The organism is Propionigenium maris DSM 9537, assembly GCF_027925155.1.
Taxonomy (GTDB): Bacteria; Fusobacteriota; Fusobacteriia; order Fusobacteriales; family Fusobacteriaceae; genus Propionigenium; species Propionigenium maris.
On sequence record NZ_BSDY01000005.1, the window covers coordinates 1 to 18,031 of the forward strand.

Genomic DNA, 18,031 nt, shown 5'->3' on the forward strand with positions numbered 1-18,031 from the left:
ATCTCCAATAATCAAAGAAGTATTTTGAAAGAATTTGTTTTAAGGGTTTATTTAAAGAACTCATCCCTATATGGTATCAAACTTGCAAGTACAAAAAAAGCTGCCCGTAGGCAGCTACTTTTTATTTTAACCTATTTAACTTTATAAGTAGCAGAGTATCTAAGGGTTTAACTGGCTGAAACCAGTTTGTGGAGTGAAGGGGCTGAAGCTGCTGGATATGCTCCATTGAAGCAGCCTGTACAGCAACCTTCTCTTCCAAGGGAGTGGTAGAGGTTTTCCAGGGAGAGGAAATCAAGGGTATCTGCCCCTATAACCTCTGCCATCTCCCCTATACTCATCCCATTTGCCAGAAGTTCCCCCTTATCTGAGATATCTATCCCTAAAAAGCAGGGGTGCTTTACCGGAGGAGAGGCCAGCCTGAAGTGGACCTCCTTTGCCCCAGCTTCCCTCAACATCTCTATGAGCTTTCTGCTGGTTGTCCCCCTGACCAGGGAATCATCTACAACAACAACTCTCTTTCCAGCTATGCTTCCCTTAATGGTAGATAGCTTCCTACCTACAACATCCTCTCTTATCTCCTGGGAGGGTTCAATAAAGGACCTACCGCTATATGAGTTTCTTACAAGACCTATACCATAGGGGATATCGCTTGCCTCTGAGAATCCTATAGCTGCAGGTATCCCGGAATCTGGAACCCCGATCACTATATCTGCATCTACCTTCTTCTGCTTAGCCAGAAGTCTTCCCCCTTCTACCCTTGCACTATATACCTCTATACCATCTATGATGCTGTCTGGCCTTGCAAAGTAGATGTGTTCAAAGGAGCAGGGGGAGCTGTGGGAGAGGTCATATCTTGTGGACCTAATCCCCTCCTCACCGATAACAACTATCTCCCCTGGCTCAATATCCCTTACCATAGAAGCTCCCACTGAATTCAGGGCACAGGATTCAGATGCCAGGAACCAGTTCCCTACGCTGTTCTGTCCCAAACAGAGGGGCCTTATTCCTGCAGGGTCCCTCATTCCAATAAGTTCATTATCTGCAAGGATCACAAGGGCATAGGATCCCTCTAAGATTCCAGTCATATCCCTGAGGGATTCAACTATATTTTTACCCTTATCTAGGGTGAGCATCCTGAGGATAACCTCAGAGTCGGAGGTTGTGGAGAAGTTTACGTCCCTCTTTAGAAGGGCCGACCTAAGCTTCCCTGCATTTGTAATATTACCGTTGTGGGCTATTGCCACACTCCCAGATCTATATGGGGATTCAAGGGGCTGGGCATTTTCCAGAAGGCTGCCCCCCTGGGTAGAATACCTCACATGACCAATGGCAGAGTTCCCTGTAAGACCTTCCAGAACTTCAGAGATAAATACATCTCCTACCAGTCCCATCCCCTTATAGGTTTCTATCTCCCCAAAGTCTGATACAGTGATTCCTGCACTCTCCTGTCCCCTGTGCTGTAAAGCATGGAGAGCAATAGAGGTCAGATCTGCTATCCCATCCTTCTTTTCCCTGGAAAAGATCCCGAAAACTCCGCACTCCTCTTCCATCTTGTCTATAGATCTGTTCATAGGTTTACCTCCACTTAAGATAAGCCTCCTCTACTGTTTAATACACTAGAGAAGGCTTAATACTCTTTGCTAATTTATTTTAAGCTTCCTTTAGATCCTTACCTCTCTTAATAGGGCAAAGGTCTCCACACATTGTACATACTTCTTCATTTTCAGGAGATGATGATTTTCTGTATTCACGAGCCTTCTCAGGGTCTATGGCTAACTCAAACATCCTTTCCCAGTTAAGCTCTCCTCTGGCCTTACTCATCTCGTGATCCCAGTCGATAGCTCCCTTAACGCCGTTGGCTATATCAGCTGCATGAGCTGCTATTCTTGAAGCGATGATCCCCTCCTTCATATCCTGAAGGTCCGGCAGTCTAAGGTGCTCTGCCGGTGTAACATAGCAAAGGAAGTCCGCACCGTGAGTTGCAGCAAGGGTACCACCGATAGCTGATGTGATGTGGTCGTAACCAGGGGCGATATCTGTAACCAGAGGTCCGAGGATATAGAATGGTGCTCCGTGGCAAAGCTTCTTCTCCAACATCATATTTCCAGCGATCTCGTTAAATGGAACGTGTCCTGGTCCCTCGATCATTACCTGAACATCCTTCTTCCATGCTTCCTTAGTGAGTTCTCCCAGGATAAGAAGTTCCTGTATCTGAGGAGCATCTGTGGCATCCTTAAGGCTTCCAGGTCTCAGACCGTCTCCCAGACTAAGGGTAACGTCGTACTCTCTACAGATATCAAGAAGTCTGTCAAAGTGCTCATAGAATGGGTTTTCCTTTTTGTTTATAAGCATCCACTCATATAGGATAGATCCCCCACGGCTTACAATGTGAGTAAGTCTAGGGTTGTTCTGAATCCTCTTTACACACTCAAGGTTAAGTCCTGCGTGGATGGTAAGGAAGTCGATACCGTCCTCACAGTGCTCCACAACTACCTCGAAGAGATCCTCTACAGTCATCCTACCGATATCTTTACCATACTTTGCTACAGCATCATACATAGGTACAGTACCAAGCATAACAGGAGACATCTCCACCAGCTTCTTTCTGAAGTTCTTAGTGTCTCCATAGATACTTAGGTCCATGATTGCATCGGCTTTCATGTCGATGGCAGTTCTTACCTTCTCCAGCTCCAGGTGGTTGTTGCACTCATCCTCCGATACTCCCAGGTTAACATTGACCTTTGTCTTAAGTCCGTTTCCAACAGCCTTTCCCACTATATTCTTGTGCTTTTTATTGGCAGGGATAACAATCCTTCCCGCTGCCATCTCAGCCATTAAAAATTCCTTTGATACAGTTTCCTCTCTTAAAACTTCCTCCATCTGCTTTGTAAAGATTCCCTTTCTGGCAGCTTCCATCTGAGTTGCGTAGTTCATAGTGTTCTCCTTAATCTATTAAAAAAAGTGATAATAAAGTCCTAAATAGCAGCCTTGATTCTTTCTACGGTAGCCTTTATGTCTTCAGCTCCGACTATTTCGCTCACCAGGCATATAGAGTAGGGATCTCTCACAGAGATCTCCCCTATATTGTGAAGCTTTATTCCCCCTATAGCCACAAAGGGAATATCTATATTTTTAGTGGCAAACTCCAGGTACTCAAGCCCAACTGATGGTGTATCCTTAGTTGTAGTAGGGAAGATAGGTCCCACACCGATATAGTCGGCCCCGTCTAAAACAGCCTGCTTTGCCTGCTCAGGTGAGTGGGTGGAAAGACCGATTATCATATCCTCTCCCACTAATCTTCTTACATCGGAGATATGCATATCCTTCTGTCCTACATGGACACCGTCGGCTTCGACGAGAAGGGCTATATCGATGTGATCATTGACTATGAAGAAAACGTTGTTCTCCCGGCAGATCTTCCTGATCTCCTTGATCTCCTCTATCTTTTCCCTGAGGGGCTTCTCCTTCTCTCTGTACTGGATAACCTCTATCCCCCCGGCTATCATCTCTCTTACACACTCTATATTATTTCTTCCCCCGGCAAACTTCTCTCCGGTAATGCCATATAATCCCCTTGGAATGCTTCTCTTCATCCTGTTATACTCCTTTTCCAGCGTATATATCTTAAATCTCTCACCCTCGATCTCCTTGGAAAGGTTGTAGTCTGTGAGCTTTAACATCTCCTCCACAGTTCTGAGAGCCTCCTGAGCCCTCTTGAAGTTGGCGTTTATGATTTTATCTATAGATTCCTTTTTATCCAGGGTGTTGCTTCTGCTGATAACCCTTCCCACATCCTTAATAGAGTCCCTGGATATTAGGAGGTTACCCTTCAGGTGGTCGGTACTCTTTCTGATGGAGTGTCTTACACCTCTCAGGTGAGAGGCCATCTCCCTGTTGCAGTAGATAAACCTGGCAACATCCTCAACCACCCTTATCCCCTCACAGGCTCTGTTCAGGTTGGCGTCTATTATCCTGAAGATATTAATAGAAACCACCCCTCTCCATGACGATATTGGCCATCATAGATGCCACTATCTGAACCTTGGTGGAGTAGGTCTTGCAATCCTTTATATCCGAGGAGAAGTCCCCTACAATGTAGATATTTTTTCCCATCTTCTTAATACCGATCTCCTCTAGGTTATAGTGGCCTATACCACTGCCACATACGATGAGCTCCTTCCTTCCTACATGCTCCAGAAGCATGGACTTATACTTACTCTTATCGAAGGCTTCCACAACTATGTCGCAGTCGGAGAAGAACTCCCTCATATTGCTCTTATCCAGCTTCATATCCCTCACCTCTATGGAGAGGTCCGGGTTTATCCTTGTGAGGTTTTCCCTGAGAGCCTCTACCTTTATCCTGCCAACCTGATCCTTGAAGTAGAACTGCCTGTTTAGGTTGGATTCATCTATTACATCGAAATCGGCCACCTTGATATTATCTACCCCTGAACGGACAAGGTTTACTGCAACATTGGAACCAAGTCCCCCGGCTCCTGCGATACCGATCTTTTTTATCCTTCCTACCATATTGCCTCCCAGTCCTTGTATACAACCTGATATCCCTGGGATCTGATCATGGCCACGATCTCCTCTACACTCCTCTTATCTGAGGTGTCAAACTGTTCCGTGGACTGATTCTTGTCGTTATATCCTCCAACTGTAGTCTTTGATCCCGCTGAAAACTTTGTGATCCCAAGTTTTAAGAGGTTGTCTCTGAACTCTTCGGTTTCCCTTGTGGAGAGGTTGATCCCAACCTTGGGAAGGAAGAGTCTGTATGCCAGGATAAACTGTACAAACCTCCTGTCACCCAGGGTATATTTGGCCTGGAAGCCCCCCTCTGCAGGGTTGATCCTAGGAAGGGAGATGCTTACCTCAGTTTCCAGATACTTGTCCATGAGATACTTTGCATGGAGCCCGCTGTAGAAGGCTTCAGATGCAAGCTCTCCCAGTCCGAAGAGAGCTCCTACATTTACAGCTCTTAAGCCTGCTTTGGCTCCCCTCTCCGGGGTATCCAGCCTGTATCTGTAGTCAGCCTTTCCTCCCTTGAGGTGGACCTCTCTATAGATATCCCTGTCATATACCTCCTGGTAGATGGTAAGGGAGTCTGCTCCGGCTTCTTTGAGGATTCTGTACTCCTCCTCATCCATGGGGAATACCTCCAGGGCTACTGAGGAAAAGTATTTTTTAAGAACCTTAATGGCATCGGCCAGGTAGGAGATTTCTGTGATCCCTTTGGCTTCCCCTGTGAGGAGAAGGATGTGCTTCAGTCCCGTCTTTGCCATCTCTGCAGCTTCCCTGTCTATTTCCTCCAGGGTAAGCTGGGCTCTCTTTATCTTATTTACCACACTGAAACCACAGTAGGTGCAGTGGTTGGTGCAGTAGTTGGAGATATAGAGTGGGGCATAGAGGCTTATAGTCCTGCCAAAGTGCTGAACTGTAAGCTTGTTTGCCTTCCTTGCCATCTCCTCTAGGTGAGGGAGGGCAGCTGGAGAGAGAAGGTTCAGAAAATCCTTGGAACTAAGGTTCTCCTTCCTCATAGAGGAGAGAACCATATTCTCTGTAACTCCACTGAAGTACTCCTCTATATCAAAGTCGCTGTATCTTTCAATTACACTGTAAAAGGACATACTAGGCCTCCAGGAATCCGGTAAATGGTGATGAAGCATAGGCTGTATCCTGCTCCTCAGCAAGCTCAGCAAGATAAGCTTCCCTTCCTGCTTCCACAGCTTTTCTAAATGCAGCAGCCATCTTAACTGGGTCAGCTGAACATGCAATGGCAGAGTTAACAAGGACAGCGTCTGCCCCCATCTCCATAGCCTCAGCTGCATGGGATGGTCTTCCTATTCCTGCATCAACGATGATGGGAACATTGGAGTTTTCGATAATTAGCTTAACTATATCCCTTGTCTGTATACCCTTATTGGAACCGATGGGAGATCCCAGGGGCATAACTGCAGCAGCTCCAGCCTCCTCCAGCTTCTTAGCAGCAATAAGGTCCGGCATCATATATGGAAGGACCTTGAATCCCTCATCTGCTAGGATCTTGGTAGCTTTAATTGTCTCCTCATTGTCTGGCATGAGGTACTTCATATCTGTGATTATCTCTATCTTGATGAAGTCCCCGCATCCTGCAGCTCTTGCTATACGGGCTATCTTCACCGCTTCCTCTGCATTTCTGGCTCCCGATGTATTAGGGAGAAGGGTCATCTCCTTTGGTATATAACTTAAAACATTTTCATCTCTGCTTGTCTTGTCCACTCTTCTAAGGGCCATGGTGATGATCTCGCACTGGCTGGCCTCTATCATTCCGGGAATCAGTGATTTTGATGCAAACTTTCCAGTTCCTGTGAGGAGTCTGCTGTTGAACTCAACTCCTCCAAGTATTAGTTTATCTTCCATGTCTTTCCTCCTGCTAAATTTAGTTAATAGCTGAATTGTCTTTTGATATTTTCATATAGAGCCTCAAAATTTAAATGTTTTATCCTCCAGAGACAAAACAAAGAAGTTCCACCTCATCCTCAGAGGAGATAACTCTTGTATCCCATACCTCTCTTGCAATGATCTCATCATTTACCATAACCACAAGTCCCTCGGTGGGTGATTCCTCCAGGTGGATTAGTTTTTCCACACTTAGCTCCTCAGAGAACTCTCTGATCCTTCCGTTTACCCTTACCTCCATCTTCCCTCCCAGTATCTAAATAAATAAAAAAGCCGTATACCCAGGTATACGGCAAAAAATTAATCTTAATAGACGAGGGTTTCCCCCTCACTTTAAATTAAAATATTTTTTGCTTCCCTACGCTGGTATAATCCAGATCAGGTTCAAAGGGTCAGACATAGTCTTCTCAGTCCACAGGGACTCCCCTAGCTATCTTTCATTTGAAATATATCATTTATAAATTTTTTTTACAAGTAATAAATAGAATTTTTTTTAAATAGCTATTGGAAAAAATAGAAAGGAGTCTGCTGTCGGCTTTGCTACATCAACTTCAGAGTACGTATGTTGTCTATCCTTTCTTCCAAAAAAGTTTCTGCCAAATCTATGAAAAATTCTTTTTTACCGCTGACAATAAAATCTATTTTTTCCATGTTAACCTCACCATTTTTGATTTTTATCCTCCCTAACTCCCTTAGGAGGTCCTCGGTGGTTTCCACAGCGGGATCCACTATGTTTTTTTTGAAATACTTTGAAATTTTATCCCTGATGAGGGGATAGTGGGTACACCCCAGGATTAGTGTATCTATTTCTTTTGGGAGAGCTTCCAGGTAAAGTCTGATAAGTTCATCGGTAAGATAATCTCCGTGTATCCTTCCCCACCTCCTTTCAATCATGGGACAGAGGAGTTTACACCCTCTCTGAATAATGGTGGATCCCTGGGGAGCATAGAGATCAAAGGTGGTTTTGTAGACATTCATCTTCACGGTAGCAGGTGTGGCAATAACGGCGATATTATTGTTTTTGCTGACCTTTATACCCCAGGCTGTATAGTGCCTATAACAGGAATTGGAAGACTTTCCTGTAGCGCTTTTAGTGCCGCTGCTGTAGCTGTATTGCATGCTATGACCATGGCATCCACCTTGTTTTTATAGAGGAACTCACCTATCCTGAGACATAGCTCTCTTATCTTTTCCTCCTCCCTGTCCCCATAGGGAGCATTGGTACAGTCTCCGTAATATATTATATGGCTCTCTGGGACCTTCCTTCTTATCTCCTTTAAAACTGTAAGTCCTCCTACCCCTGAATCAAAAATACCTATCTTATACATGAAAAACCTCCTGTTTAATATCCTTTAATGTGGTGTAATAGCTGAAATAAAAAAAGCCGGACTCCTCCCTCAAGGGAGTAAATCCGACTCAAATACCTTGATAGATCAGTAGTTGATGTACCTTACTCTTAAATAATTAGTATATTATCTTTTCCCTGTACCTTCTCAGGGAGTCCTTGTAAGCTACGATGAAGGCTTTCTTAGAGGCACCAAAGTAGAGGTTGTTGATCTTATCGATGATGACCTTTTCATTGGTAATCTTCTCTCCTATAAGGAGATTCTTTAAGAAATTCTTTGTTATATCCAGAACTAAGGACCCCTCTACCTCCAGTATTTCATCGGTCTCGGCATCCACAGTCATTCCCAGAGCAAAAATTCCATAGATCTTGGTAATTGCAGACTTCTCGTGAGCCTTTCCATATCCAGATACATAAACTATTCTTTTTTCCAAAGTGTATCCTCCTTAGTGTAAAATTAAATTTTATGAAGAAATTTTATAGACGTGTGGCTGAACCTGTTGGAAGCCAAGTCCACCCTCCTATTAAGGTTATACCTGCCTAAAACCTCTCTTCCAATAGGTTTAGAGCCTATTAACTTCAAAGTTAGAGCTGACCCTCCAGATCGCTACCGCTTTTTTAAAATAAAAAAGGTCGGACTCCTCCCTTGGGGAAGTAAATCCGACTCATATCCTTTACAGTATTTAAGAGATGATGTTATCTTACTTTTAAATTTTAATATATGCTGTTGTATTAAGACTATACTTTCTATTTTGAGAAAAGTCAATTTTTTAAGGGGTTTATAAAAAGGTGGTAGACCGAGAGTATCTCTCTAAATGAGATTTTATCTATATGAGATATGAACGAAATAGTGGAGGATAAAACTATAGATAATATAAATGGGAAAAAGAAGGATCTTTCGTGTAGAATATAGTTATGAAATTAAAGGATAAGAATTTGAATATGGGGTGATAATGTGAGCTATTTGGCTGAAAAGATAAACTTAACAAATCCCTTTGAGGTTGAGGAGGTAAGGGGATTTCTGGGGAAATTTGACTTGGATTTTGAGGAGGGGATAGATTACACCGTTGCTGTGAGAAGGGATGGTGCAGTGGTGGCAACCTGTTCCAAGGCAAAAAATATACTCAAGTGTTTTGCTGTGGATGACAGCATGCAGGGGAAGGGTGTAACCAACATAATGATAAAAAACCTCCAGGACAAGCTCTTTGAGGAGGGGATATTTCACTCCTTCATCTTTACCAAGCCCGAGTATATAAATACCTTTGAAAGTCTGGGGTATAAGGAGGTTGAGAGGTCGGAAAGGGTAGCCCTTCTAGAGGGAGGCTTCGGAGGGATAGAGAAATCCCTTAAAGAGCTTGGGAAGAAGTATGGTCTTAAAGGGGACACCTCAAGAACAGCCCTTGTAATGAACTGCAACCCATTTACTCTGGGACACAGATACCTTATAGAGAGAGCCAGCCAGGTAAGTGAGGAGGTTGTGGTATTCCTAGTGGAGGAGGACAGATCCCTCTTTCCCTTTAAAACGAGGCTTGAACTTGTAAGAAGGGGAGTGGCAGACCTTGAAAATGTAAGGGTTGTACCAGGGGGAGAGTATATCATCTCCAGCGCTACCTTCCCGGCATACTTCCTCAGGGAGAAGGGCGAGCACCTTACAGAGTACACCACCCTGGATGCCAAGATATTCGGGAGGTACTTCTGCAGCTACTTTAATATAAAGAAGAGGATGGTGGGGGATGAGCCCTACTGCGAGGTGACAAGAGCCTATAATGAAGCCCTTGAAAGGATCCTGAAGACCTATGGGGTAGAGGTGGAGATAGTAAAGAGGAAGGAAGAGGATGACAGAGCTATAAGTGCTTCCAGGGTAAGGGGAAGCATAAAGGAAAACAAGGGGATAGTTAGAGATGAGCTTATCCACCTACTTCCAGAAACAACCCTTGAATTCCTGGAAACGGAAGAGGGAAGCAGAATAGTGGAGAAGATAATTGTGAGTAATACAGCCCACTAGGGTGTAAGGATAAAATCAATAGGTAAGGGTGGATGGAATGAAGATAGACAGGGAATTAGAGGAGAAGATAAGGGGGATCCTGGATGCCAGAGAGGCAAGGGTGGAAAGGATGGAGAGGCTCAGGGATGAGTACCCCCTGCCATCGGTGGTAGTTAGATGCAACTATCCTGGGGCAAAGAAGGACAACCCTACCTCAAGAAAAGTTGTGGAGGCTCTGAGGGAGGAAGTGGAGAGGATCTTAGGTACAGATATAAAAAAGACGGAGAGGATAGAATCCTTTGAGGGCTTAACCTATATCTACATGGTAGAGGGAGATACAGGAAGACTCAAGGAGCAGATGATGGAGTTAGAGGAAAGACATCCCTACGGGAGGCTTGCCGATATAGATGTGTATCATGGAGATGGCAGGGGCATAGGCAGAGGGGAGATAGGAAGATCCCCAAGAAGGTGCTATATATGCCAGGAGGAAGCCCATCTATGTGTGAGAAGCAGAAAGCATACATTGGAGGAGCTGGAAAAATATATTGAGATGAAGGTCTGGGGTAGAGAAGATGTATAGAGAAGAAGTTTACAGAATGGGAGAGTTTGCTGTGGAAGCCATGGTGAAGGAGGCAGCGTGCTATCCATCCTTTGGACTGGTATCTCCGGTTTCCAAGGGGGCCCACACAGATATGGATTACTACACCTTTATAGAGAGTAGTGCAGTCCTTCAGAGGTATTTTCTGGAGATGGCCCATGTGGCCATGAGCGGGGCTGAGATAGAGGATATCTTTAAGAGGTGTAGGAAGATTGGTATAGAGGCTGAGGCAGCCATGTACAAAAGAACCAAGGGAGTCAATACCCACAAGGGGATGATATTTGTCCTGGGGTTAACCCTTATTGCATCTTCAGTTGTAGTAGCCAGAAAAGGGGAGTTTCAGGAGATCCCCCATGTGATCAAGGAGATGACCATGGGGATAGTAGAGGCAGAGCTGAGACACCTCACCGGTAAGGAGGACCTCACCCACGGAGAGAGGGTATTCCTTGAGTATGGAATAACAGGTATCAGAGGAGAGGCGGAAGCGGGGCTTCCTGCAGTATTCAATCATGCCCTGAAGGCTTATAGGGAGTGTGAGCTAGAGGAGAATGAAAGGCTGGTGTATACCCTCTTGGAGATTATGGCCTTTTGTGAGGATACTACCATCCTTCACAGGCATGATCTGGGAACCTTAAAGGAGGTTAAGGAGAGAAGTGGTGAACTCCTTAGATCCTTTGGGAAACCTATAAAGCTCGATATGGAGAGGATAGAGAAGGTGAGCCTGGAGTTTAGCAGACGGAGGATCAGTCCGGGAGGGTGTGCAGACCTGCTGGCAGTAACCATATTCCTGTCCAGGATAAGGGAGGAGTTTTTTAGGTAGCTCTGAAAGGGCATAAAGAGAATAGATGCCTTAAAAGGAGGGGATATCCCCTCCTTTTTTTGTTTTAAACCTATAGGTGCTCTAGATCTTCTGAATAGCATCGTAGTCCAGGATCTCTATGAAATTTTTTTCCTTAATGAGGACTCCCCTATCTGAAAGTTTCCTAATAATTCTTTGGAAGGTTCTCAGATCGATGTGGAGAAGGTGAGCAAGGTCCTCGGAAGATGAGAAGCGATAAGATCCTCCCCTGGTCACTATGAAGTTTAGCAGGTACTGTTCATTGGTGTAGTTAACCTTAGCTGCATAATTTTTAAGCATCTTAAATAGGTTTATGGACATAGCTGAAAGCATCTTCTCATAGAGGGAGAGGATGAACTTGATACTCGTTGTCTGGAGGGCCTTTTTTATAGGTATCTCAAGGACGGTACACCTGTCCATTCCCCTTAAGATGAAATCCAGCTCCTCCTCTATAAATATATTCAGCATCCCAATCCCCTCATCTTTCTGAAGTCTAATGTGAAACTCCAGTCCATCGTCGGTATAAGCGTGGACAAAGGCATCTCCGCTTTTTACAAGATAGGCTTTATCATCCTTGGGAAAGAGGGCATCCTTCTTGGTCAGGTGGTGGAGGATAAATTCTCCCTCAAGTCCCTCCTTCATAAGCTGCTCTATGTCATCCCTGTTTAATTCAGGCATTAGCCTAGCCATCTCTTTTCTGTTCATAGGGTCCTCCTCTAATCCAGGTTATATGAGTAGTATGGCGGTATCGCTTCCATGGCTCTTTCAAATCCCATCTTGTGCAGGGGACAGACCTTGATACACCATCCGCACTCGCTGTTCATTCCTACCATAGAAGAGAAGCACTTCTTGTCGTTTAGCCTTCTTCTCATAGCTCCCCTCATCCTCACAGCTTCCTTTGGGATAGCGCCCACAGGACACGCCTTCTGGCACATTCTGCACCTGGAACAAAACTCCTCTACATTAAAATCCTTAGGTCCATCTGGTTCCACATCTGCTTCCAAGATTACTGCACAGAACCTCACCCTTGGTCCATACTCCCTTGTGAGAACATTGGCTGAGGTTCCGAAGTTTGCCACACCGGCATTAACAGCATGGTGGCTGAACTTCACCTCCCCGTCTAAAGACATCCTCGGGTGTGCTCCCCACCCCTTGGACCTTATAAAATCAGCCAGGGCATGGGCTCCCTCTCCGGCATCTGCGTAGGTTCTCATTACCCATAGCTCTCCCGTCTTAGCTCCCGGAGCAGGCATCTCTTCTATCTGCTCTGTATCCATCTCCATTCCCAGGACCACTATATTCTGGTAGGGAGCTACAGAGTCATTTCCATCTCCCAGAAATCTCCTGTCTATCTTGGTGAAGCCCACTACTCCAAATCCCAGCTCACCGGCTTTTTTCCTGATCTCCTCCTTGAGCTTGACCAGGTTCTTCTCCTTATTGGGAGCTTTAGGGAGGTCGTGTTCCCTGTGAACCTCCTCCTCCATTCTGAACCTGTCCCTCATAATTCTCAGTATATAACTGTAGTGGTCCCCGGTGGCATCCTCTATATTCTGCATGACATAGGAGATAAACATATTTATATCCTTCCATACATCTGGCTCCCCCCAGAGAGGTTCATTTTCATAGGCCACATCCATCTCCTCCTGGTTGAGGATGTTGAACATGTGGTTGTTATCTGTTATGGACTTCCCCTCATTTAGAGGGGAGGCCTTGGTAAGACAGGTCTCGGGGTCCCACCTAAGCATGTAATCGTGCTTTGTGTCATCCCTGCCCACTACAGCCATTTTATTTTCAGTGTGCCACTTTGTCCTGTTTGTAGTTCTGATATCTTTGAGATACCTGTCATACTCCTCCCTGATCTCCTGAAACCCCTCTATATCTTTGGACATCTCCTCTATTATCTCCATAAATACCCCTGTACTCTCAAGTTTTCTCTTTAAAAACTTGTCTCCCAGCATTGTATCCATTACCCTTTTCATAGCTTCCTTACTTGGTCTCATTCCTACCTCCAACAACTATTTAATATCTTCTTCTGGAATTTCTGTCACACCTCATACACCTTCTGGCCTCGCACCTTGCTTCCTCCTCGGTAAAGGTTCTCACAGCTTCCTTGAAGTTGATCCTCTCATCTACACACCTGATCTCTTCCTCTACCTTGGAAGTATTCCATATATCTATATTCAGGGGGATCTCCGGCACCTGAACTTCCTCACCGGTATAGATTCCACTACCTCTGAGGTATCTGTCTATAGCTTCGGCACCTCTTTTACCTTCAGCAATGGCTTTTATGGCACTTCCTACCTGCAGCATATCTCCAGCAGCAAAGACTCCCTTAGCACTGGTCTTAAGGGTCACAGGATCAGCTGCTATCCATCCTCTTTCATCTACCTCTATCTCCTCGGTAAAATAGCTGTTATCAGGTCTCTGCCCAATGGCAAAGATAAGGGAATCTACCGGTAGTTCAAGGACCTCCTCATCGTCGTAGACAGGGGCAAATCTATACTCATCATCCAGTACAGAGAGACACCTCTTAAGGGTAACCTTCTCCACACATCCCTCTATACTTTTAAAGGTCTCCCTGAGGGAGTAACCGTTCGCGAACTCCACTCCCTCCTCCAGAGCCTCCCTCTTCTCCTCTTCCGTTGCAGGCATCTCATGGATATTACCTTCCAGGGTTGCCACGATCACTTTTTCTGCTCCAAGTCTTATGGTAGTTCTGGCAGCGTCCATAGCCACATCTCCTCCACCTATTACAAGGACTCTTTTACCGATCTTCTCTCTCCCCTCAGTCTTGACCTCCTTCAGAAGCTTTACAGCTGTCTCTATTCCATCTCCCTGAGCAAGAGCATTCCCCAGGTGGCATCCAGTTGCCAGAAGGATGGAGTCGTAGTTGGACCTTATCTCATCTATGTGGATATCCCTTCCAACCCTTACTCCTGTCTTGATCTCCACTCCCAGCTTCGTTATATAATCCACCTCTGTATCTATTGTAGACTGGGGAAGCCTGTATGCAGGGATCCCCACAGCCAGCATACCTCCCACCACTTCATTTGCCTCAAAGACTGTAACCCTGTATCCGCTTCTTCCCAGGTAGTAGGCTGCTGAAAGCCCTGCAGGACCACCGCCTACGATAGCCACACTCTTTCCGTTATCCTCTCTTCTGTCCTCGGTAAAGTTTCCAAGTCTCAGGGTCATATCTGAAGCATACCTCTTAAGGGCTCTAACTCCCACCGATTCCTCTAACTCTCCTCTTCTGCATCTTGCTTCACAAGGTCTGGCGCAGATCTTACCACATACAAAGGCCAGGGGATTGGACCTCTTCATGAGCCTGTATGCGTCCTCTACCCTACCGTGCTCCATAAGCTCCACATATGAAGGGATATCCACCTCGGCAGGACACTCATTGATACATTGAGCACTGTAGAGCCTTCTGCATATTGTTGTTCTGCACCTGTGATCTCTCACGTGCTCCATAAAGATATCGTAGTATCTCTCCGTCATCTCCCACACTATATCCTTGATCCTCTTTTCTGTATCATCTTCTGAGGATTCTATGGTGATCTCCCTCAGCCTCTGGAAGCTTTCCTCATTTCCCTCCTCACTGACAAGCTTCTCTGCTATCTCCCTCATCTCTATAAGGGAGCTGCTCCTCCTCTTCAGTGTATTTACACAGTATCTCATTAGAAATTTCACATAATCCACCGGACAAAAAAGGTCGTTTAGATACATAACCTCTACCTGGCTTCTGCCCTCTGCAAACTTCTCCAGGGATCTTCCCAGGGAATCCACTCCAAGGAAATCTCCCAGTACCCCGCCAACTTGTATGGCAGATACCCTTCTTCCATTCTTTACTCCTCCGGCATAACCTTCAAGAAGATCTTTAAGGGTGGTTTCCCCTTCCACAGAGTAGCTTCCTCTGCGATTAACATCGCCCAATACTTTAACCTCTAACATAGACAACCTCCTACCTTTCATTTATGTATAAAGGTTAACATCTCCAGGAAAAAATCAATTATGTCAATTACCATAGATCTGAAAAAAGTTATTAAAAAAGAGGAGCGCCCATAGGTGCTCCCCTTAACTTTTCCCTGTTATTAAAGATCTCTTAGAACCTTTCCTTGAGGTAGCTTTGAAAGAGGGGGACATCAGGAACTGATATCCTGTTCCTCTCCTTAACTATGATTCCCCTCTCTGTAAGCTTCTTAACTACCCTGAAGAAGTTTCTGTACTCCAGATTCAGGCAGTAGGCCAGGTCGGCCAGAGAGTTGAACTCCAGCTGATATCCCCTCTCCTTGAGGTAGAGAAGAAAGAAGGTCTCATAGGACACAGCTGTGGATCTTGTGAAGGTCCTTTCTCCAAACTCCCTGAACTTTCTGGACACATCCAGGTACATGGCCTTCCAGAAAACAGCGCTGTCCTCGAGGTCTGAAAGAGCATCCATGCTAACCCCTAGAAGCTTAACCTTGGTTCTGGCTGTCATGTTTACAAGCCAGCTGCCAAGGGGGAGGTCCACTGCCCCCACAAGCTGTCCCTTACCTGCAATGAGAAGGTGCATGGTATTGCCATTCTCAGCCACATAGTTTATATCGATCTCTCCCTCTACAATAAGGTAGATCATCTCCATCTCCTCCGCTGAAAAAGCTACCTTATCCCCCTTTTTAAAGGTATATTCAGCCACTCCCTCTACCTTCTCAAACATATCTCTTAATCTTTCAGAAACTTCCATCTGCCCCTCCCCTTTTTTTTAACAGTTTACAATAAATTTTTATCCCGCTTCAAGTTCTTTGTGTGTGGGCCTTATACCCACTGCTTTAAATTCAATGATTAGCAGGAGTAGGGGAATTGTTAAAGAAAGGTGAGCCAGCTCAAAGAGGTTCCTTTAAAATTATTTAAGCCAGAGTCTCCTTTGGGAGTTTCTGTCACACCTCATACACCTTCCAGCCTCGGTTATAGCTTCCTCCTGGGTATAGCTCTCTCCTATCTCACAGAAGCTGCTGCACCTCTCCTGGGCCGCAAGGATCTTCTCCTCTGTAGCCTTCTGATCCCATGTTGTGCAGTCCAGGTTTGTTTCAGGGACCTCTATATCATCCCCGTCGTAGATCCCCTCTCCTCCCAGGTACCTGTCTATAGTCTGGGCTGCTCTCTTGGCAGCTGCGATGGCTTCTATTGCTGTTCCCGGGCCGCACATATCTCCCACAGCATAGACCTTTTTCACAGGGGTTTCAAAGAAGTCCTCCTCTATAAACCTTATCTTAGCTGTATCTACACAGTCTATATAGGAGAGATCGGGAACCTGGCCGATGGCGTAGATGAGGCTGTCTGCTTCCAGCTCCAGGGTCTCCCCTTCATCGTAAACTGGTGCAAATCTGTAGTCATCATCCACTACCGAAAGACACCTCTTTACCTCCACTCCTGTAAGCTGTTCTTCAGCTGATTTAATCCCGTGTACTCCGTATCCGCTTAGGAATTCTACTCCCTCCTGGAGAGCTCCCGCCTTCTCCTCTAAGCTTGCAGGCATGGAGGTATAGTCTTCCAGGGAGATGACCTTTACATCTGTTGCTCCCAGTCTGAGAGCACTTCTGGCAGCATCCATAGCCACATCTCCTCCTCCTACAACAAGGACTTTTTTTCCGATCTTCCTTCTTCCCTCTAACTTGATCTCCTTGAGGAGCTTCACAGCTGTTTCCACTCCCTGAATCTCTGTACCTGGTCCGGCATTCCCCGCATGACACCCTGTGGCCAGGAGGACTGCATCATGCTCCCTACGCAACTGGTTGAGTTGTATATCCTCTCCTATCCTGATCCCTGTGATGATCTCTACGCCGACCTTTTTTATAAGCTCTACCTCCCTGTCTATACTCTCCTGGGGAAGCCTGTATTCAGGTATTCCCATGGCAAGCATCCCTCCAATCCTGGATTCAGCTTCATATATGGTCACCCCGTATCCGCTCTTGGCCAGGTAGTAGGCAGCTGTAAGTCCCGCAGGACCCCCTCCAACAATAGCTACCTTTTTTTCCTTGGGTTCCAATCTCTTCTCGGTATACTCGCTCTCCTCAAGGGCCATCTCAGCAGCATATCTTTTCAGGGCTCTTACTCCTACAGTTTCCTCTATCTCTCCCCTTCTGCACCTGTCCTCACATGGTCTGGCACATACCTTTCCGCAGATAAAGGAAAGAGGGTTATTTCTTCTCATGAGAGCATAGGCCTCCTCATACCTTCCCCTCTTCATGAGCTCCACATATCCCGGAACAAACACCTCTCCTGGACAGGCGTTTATACACTGGGCTACCATGAGTCCCCTGCAGATACCGTTTCTACACCTCTTCTGAACTATGTGCTCCTCTATCTCTTCTTTGAAGTTCCCCAGGAAGTAGTGGAAGATCTCCCTTGTTCTCTCCTCTGCAAGGTTTTGGACCCTTCTCTCCTCCAGTTCCATTTTTATCTCCTCCACAGTGAGCCTGTTCCCCTGGCCGTTGGCTATCTTTTCGACTAGCTCATTCAGCTTTCTTGTAAAGGAGTTATCCAATCTGAGCTCCCTTATAAGGAACCTGGTGAGAAACCTCAGATAATCCACGGGACACATAAGTTCATCCAAAAAGAGGATCATATCTCCAGTCATATCCTCCTTGTAGAGGCTGAGGGAATTGTTAATCTCTCCCCCTTTAAGACACCTTCCCAGGGGACCTCCAACCTGTACAAGCTTTAACCTCTTGCTGTCCTTGATTCCCTGGGCGTATTCAGCCAGGATCTCCTTTATAGTTTTTTCAGAGGAGACCTCAAATCTTCCCCTTGTATTTACGCTACCCATTACATCTATCCACATAA

General features: G+C 45.6%; 18 protein-coding genes and 1 riboswitch. Of the genes, 3 read left to right on the forward strand and 15 right to left on the reverse strand.

Annotated features, from left to right (window positions below; genetic code table 11):
• Nucleotides 1-167: 167 nt before the first annotated feature.
• The 10 genes from purF to QMG11_RS06075 form a co-directional block, all read right to left on the reverse strand.
• The gene (purF, locus tag QMG11_RS06030; RefSeq protein WP_281834354.1) at nucleotides 168-1,571 is read right to left on the reverse strand and encodes an amidophosphoribosyltransferase; all 1,404 of its coding nucleotides are present in this window, start codon (nucleotides 1,569-1,571) and stop codon (nucleotides 168-170) included.
• A gap of 79 nt (nucleotides 1,572-1,650) precedes the next feature.
• Nucleotides 1,651-2,934, reverse strand: coding sequence for a phosphomethylpyrimidine synthase ThiC (gene thiC / locus QMG11_RS06035; RefSeq protein WP_281834358.1), 1,284 nt, complete (start codon nucleotides 2,932-2,934; stop codon nucleotides 1,651-1,653).
• 41 nt (nucleotides 2,935-2,975) lie between these two features.
• Nucleotides 2,976-3,995, reverse strand: a complete 1,020-nt coding sequence (thiE, locus tag QMG11_RS06040; RefSeq protein WP_281834360.1) for a thiamine phosphate synthase — start codon at nucleotides 3,993-3,995, stop codon at nucleotides 2,976-2,978.
• Nucleotides 3,982-4,530 (reverse strand): sulfur carrier protein ThiS adenylyltransferase ThiF, encoded by a 549-nt coding sequence (thiF, locus tag QMG11_RS06045; RefSeq protein ID WP_281834361.1) that lies wholly within the window; start codon nucleotides 4,528-4,530, stop codon nucleotides 3,982-3,984. The genes thiE and thiF overlap by 14 nt, the downstream gene beginning before the upstream one ends.
• The gene (gene thiH, locus QMG11_RS06050) at nucleotides 4,524-5,630 is read right to left on the reverse strand and encodes a 2-iminoacetate synthase ThiH (RefSeq protein WP_281834362.1); all 1,107 of its coding nucleotides are present in this window, start codon (nucleotides 5,628-5,630) and stop codon (nucleotides 4,524-4,526) included. Before thiH ends, thiF begins: the two co-directional genes overlap by 7 nt.
• A 1-nt stretch (nucleotide 5,631) precedes the next feature.
• Nucleotides 5,632-6,402 (reverse strand): thiazole synthase, encoded by a 771-nt coding sequence (locus tag QMG11_RS06055; protein WP_281834364.1) that lies wholly within the window; start codon nucleotides 6,400-6,402, stop codon nucleotides 5,632-5,634.
• Nucleotides 6,403-6,481: 79 nt separating this feature from the next.
• The gene (gene thiS, locus QMG11_RS06060) at nucleotides 6,482-6,682 is read right to left on the reverse strand and encodes a sulfur carrier protein ThiS (RefSeq protein WP_281834365.1); all 201 of its coding nucleotides are present in this window, start codon (nucleotides 6,680-6,682) and stop codon (nucleotides 6,482-6,484) included.
• A 97-nt stretch (nucleotides 6,683-6,779) separates the two neighbouring features.
• A riboswitch (TPP riboswitch) is annotated at nucleotides 6,780-6,879 on the reverse strand.
• A gap of 102 nt (nucleotides 6,880-6,981) precedes the next feature.
• Nucleotides 6,982-7,560: a glutamate racemase gene (locus QMG11_RS06065; RefSeq protein WP_281834366.1), complete on the reverse strand. Its 579-nt coding sequence runs from the start codon at nucleotides 7,558-7,560 to the stop codon at nucleotides 6,982-6,984.
• Nucleotides 7,473-7,769 (reverse strand): aspartate/glutamate racemase family protein, encoded by a 297-nt coding sequence (locus QMG11_RS06070; RefSeq protein WP_281834367.1) that lies wholly within the window; start codon nucleotides 7,767-7,769, stop codon nucleotides 7,473-7,475. Before QMG11_RS06070 ends, QMG11_RS06065 begins: the two co-directional genes overlap by 88 nt.
• Nucleotides 7,770-7,905: 136 nt before the next feature.
• Nucleotides 7,906-8,220, reverse strand: a complete 315-nt coding sequence (locus QMG11_RS06075) for a DUF3870 domain-containing protein (protein WP_281834368.1) — start codon at nucleotides 8,218-8,220, stop codon at nucleotides 7,906-7,908.
• Nucleotides 8,221-8,741: 521 nt separating this feature from the next.
• Between QMG11_RS06075 and citC the strand changes: the two genes are divergently transcribed.
• From citC to citG, 3 genes are read left to right on the forward strand one after another with little or no spacing between them, the layout of a single operon-like run.
• A complete protein-coding gene (gene citC, locus QMG11_RS06080; RefSeq protein ID WP_281834369.1) occupies nucleotides 8,742-9,791 on the forward strand; it encodes a [citrate (pro-3S)-lyase] ligase in 1,050 nt (349 codons plus the stop codon).
• Between the two features lie 37 nt (nucleotides 9,792-9,828).
• Nucleotides 9,829-10,350, forward strand: coding sequence for a citrate lyase holo-[acyl-carrier protein] synthase (gene citX, locus QMG11_RS06085; RefSeq protein ID WP_281834370.1), 522 nt, complete (start codon nucleotides 9,829-9,831; stop codon nucleotides 10,348-10,350).
• Nucleotides 10,343-11,188 (forward strand): triphosphoribosyl-dephospho-CoA synthase CitG, encoded by an 846-nt coding sequence (citG, locus tag QMG11_RS06090; protein WP_281834371.1) that lies wholly within the window; start codon nucleotides 10,343-10,345, stop codon nucleotides 11,186-11,188. The genes citX and citG overlap by 8 nt, the downstream gene beginning before the upstream one ends.
• 81 nt (nucleotides 11,189-11,269) lie before the next feature.
• On the opposite strand, the gene QMG11_RS06095 is transcribed toward citG, so the two are convergent.
• The 5 genes from QMG11_RS06095 to QMG11_RS06115 all read right to left on the reverse strand — a co-directional run bounded on the left by QMG11_RS06095 (nucleotide 11,270) and on the right by QMG11_RS06115 (nucleotide 18,029).
• Entirely contained in the window at nucleotides 11,270-11,911 is a 642-nt protein-coding gene (locus QMG11_RS06095; protein ID WP_281834372.1) for a Crp/Fnr family transcriptional regulator, read from the reverse strand.
• Between the two features lie 11 nt (nucleotides 11,912-11,922).
• Nucleotides 11,923-13,206 (reverse strand): hypothetical protein, encoded by a 1,284-nt coding sequence (locus QMG11_RS06100; protein ID WP_281834373.1) that lies wholly within the window; start codon nucleotides 13,204-13,206, stop codon nucleotides 11,923-11,925.
• Nucleotides 13,207-13,225: 19 nt separating this feature from the next.
• A complete protein-coding gene (locus tag QMG11_RS06105) occupies nucleotides 13,226-15,160 on the reverse strand; it encodes an FAD-dependent oxidoreductase (RefSeq protein ID WP_281834374.1) in 1,935 nt (644 codons plus the stop codon).
• A gap of 151 nt (nucleotides 15,161-15,311) precedes the next feature.
• Complete coding sequence (locus QMG11_RS06110) at nucleotides 15,312-15,932, reverse strand: Crp/Fnr family transcriptional regulator (RefSeq protein WP_281834375.1); 621 nt, start codon at nucleotides 15,930-15,932, stop codon at nucleotides 15,312-15,314.
• A gap of 159 nt (nucleotides 15,933-16,091) precedes the next feature.
• On the reverse strand, nucleotides 16,092-18,029 hold the full coding sequence (locus QMG11_RS06115) for an FAD-dependent oxidoreductase (protein ID WP_281834376.1): 1,938 nt from the start codon (nucleotides 18,027-18,029) through the stop codon (nucleotides 16,092-16,094).
• Nucleotides 18,030-18,031 lie beyond the last annotated feature (2 nt).